The organism is Streptomyces alkaliphilus (assembly GCF_014141535.1).
GTDB classification, from domain to species: Bacteria; Actinomycetota; Actinomycetes; order Streptomycetales; family Streptomycetaceae; genus Streptomyces; species Streptomyces alkaliphilus.
Genome location: NZ_VKHT01000887.1, coordinates 1 through 2,080, shown reverse-complemented (window position 1 = coordinate 2,080; position 2,080 = coordinate 1). Strand labels below are relative to the sequence as shown.

The following is a 2,080-nucleotide window of genomic DNA, read 5'->3' as shown; positions in this document are numbered from 1 at the left end:
GGAGACAGGGAGGCGATGGTGGGTGAGACGGTGAGCGGCACCGGGGGCGCGGCCGGAAACGGCGGTCCGGGAGCCGCCGCCCCGTCCGGGAGCGATCAGCAGAATCTGCTGGCCGGTCAGCGGCGGGCGCTCATCCTGGAGGAGGTGCGCCGCCGGGGCGGGGTGCGGGTCAGTGAACTGACCCGGCTGCTCCAGGTGTCCGACATGACGGTGCGGCGGGACCTGGACGCGTTGGCCCGCCAGGGGGCCCTGGAGAAGGTGCACGGCGGCGCGGTACCGGTCATCGAGGGGCGCACGCACGAACCGGGGTTCGAGGCGAAATCGGGTTTGGAACAGTCGGCCAAGCGGGGAATCGCCCGGGCGGCGGCGACCCTGGCGTCCCCCGGCAGTGCCGTGGCGCTCTCCGGGGGCACCACGACCTGGGCGGTGGCCGGGGAGCTGGTCGATCTGCCGGACCTGACCGTGGTGACCAACTCGGTGCGGGTGGCCGACGTCTTCCATTCGGCGGCCCGGCCCCCGGAGGGCGGCTCCACGACGGTGGTGCTCACCGGTGGGGTGCGGACCCCGTCGGACGCGCTGGTCGGTCCGGTGGCGGATGCCGCGATCGGCTCCCTCCATTTCGACCTGCTGTTCCTGGGGGTGCACGGCATCTCGGCGGAGGCCGGTCTGTCCACCCCCAACCTGGCGGAGGCGGAGACCAACCGGCACTTCATCCGTTCCGCCCGGCGGGTGGTGGTGGTCGCCGACCACACCAAGTGGGGCACCACGGGGCTGAGCACCTTCGCGGCCCTGGACGAGGTGGACGTATTGGTGACCGACGGCGGATTGTCGGACGAGGCGCGGGCGATCCTGGAGGATCGGGTGCCCGAGGTGGTGATCGCGCCGGTGATCTGAATCCCGGGCCCCGGGGGCCCGGCGGATCGCCCCGGAAGGGCGCCCGGGTCAGCCGGCGACGCCCTCCTCCCACGGACCGCCGTCGAGGAAGGCGCGCATCACCGCGCGGCAGGGCTCGATGTCCAGTCCCTGAGCGAGCGTCCACTCGTCGCAGTGGTAGCGGTCCAGATAGCGGTCCCCGGGGTCGCACAGCAGGGTGACCACCGAGCCCGGTCGCCCCGCGGCCCGCATCCCGGCCACGATCCGCAGCGCGGCCCACAGTCCGGTGCCGGTGGAACCGCCGGCCCGCCGACCGGTCACCTCGGCGAGGATCCGGACGGCCGCGACCGAGGCGGCGTCGGGGACCTTCATCATCCGGTCCACCGCCCCGGGGAGGAAGCTGGGCTCCATGCGGGGACGGCCGATGCCCTCGATCCGGGAGGCGCCGGCGCTGGTGGCCTCCGGGTCCCCGGAGACCCAACCGTCGAAGAAACAGGAGTTCTCCGGGTCGGCGACGCAGACCCCCGTGTCGTACCGCATCCACCGCACGTAGCGGGCGAGGGTGGCCGAGGTGCCGCCGGTGCCGGCGGTGGCCACGATCCAGGCGGGCACGGGGTGTCGCTCCATCGCCAACTGGGCGAAGATCGACTCGGCGATGTTGTTGTTGCCGCGCCAGTCGGTGGCGCGCTCCGCGTGGGTGAACTGATCCATGTAGTGGCCGCCGGTCTCCTCCGCCAGGCGGGCCGACTCGCGGTACACCGCGCCGGGGTCGTCCACCAGGTGGCAGCGGCCACCGTGGAACTCGATCAGCCGTGTCTTCTCGGCGCTGGTGGAACGCGGCACCACGGCGATGAAGGGCACCCCGATGAGCCGGGCGAAGTACGCCTCGGAAACCGCGGTGGAACCACTGGACGCCTCGATGACCGGCAGACCGGGACGGATCCAGCCGTTGCACAGCCCGTGGAGGAACAGCGAGCGGGCCAGACGGTGCTTGAGACTTCCCGTGGGGTGGGTGGACTCGTCCTTGAGGTAGAGGTCGATACCCCACCGGGCGGGGAGCGGGAAGGAGAGCAGGTGGGTGTCGGCGCTGCGGTTGGCGTCGGCCTTCACCAACCGGATCGCCTCGTGCACCCAGCGGCGCAGTTCGGGGTCGCTGCGATCGACGTCGCGGGTCGCCCGAACGGCGGCCGGCGCCGGGGCGGAGGAG

At 72.8% G+C, this 2,080-nt stretch carries 2 protein-coding genes; one reads left to right on the top strand and one right to left on the bottom strand.

Features of this window, described 5'->3' with window-relative positions; all coding sequences use genetic code 11:
• Positions 1-15: 15 nt before the first annotated feature.
• Positions 16-894, top strand: coding sequence for a DeoR/GlpR family DNA-binding transcription regulator (locus tag FNQ90_RS20825; RefSeq protein WP_182607758.1), 879 nt, complete (start codon positions 16-18; stop codon positions 892-894).
• Positions 895-942: 48 nt separating this feature from the next.
• On the opposite strand, the gene FNQ90_RS20820 is transcribed toward FNQ90_RS20825, so the two are convergent.
• Positions 943-2,016 (bottom strand): PLP-dependent cysteine synthase family protein, encoded by a 1,074-nt coding sequence (locus FNQ90_RS20820; RefSeq protein WP_182607759.1) that lies wholly within the window; start codon positions 2,014-2,016, stop codon positions 943-945.
• Positions 2,017-2,080 lie beyond the last annotated feature (64 nt).

Excerpts from the sequence above, each read along its gene's own strand:
- FNQ90_RS20825 (WP_182607758.1), top strand. The coding sequence starts at position 16 with ATGGTGGGTGAGACGGTGAGCGGCACCGGGGGCGCGGCCGGAAACGGC.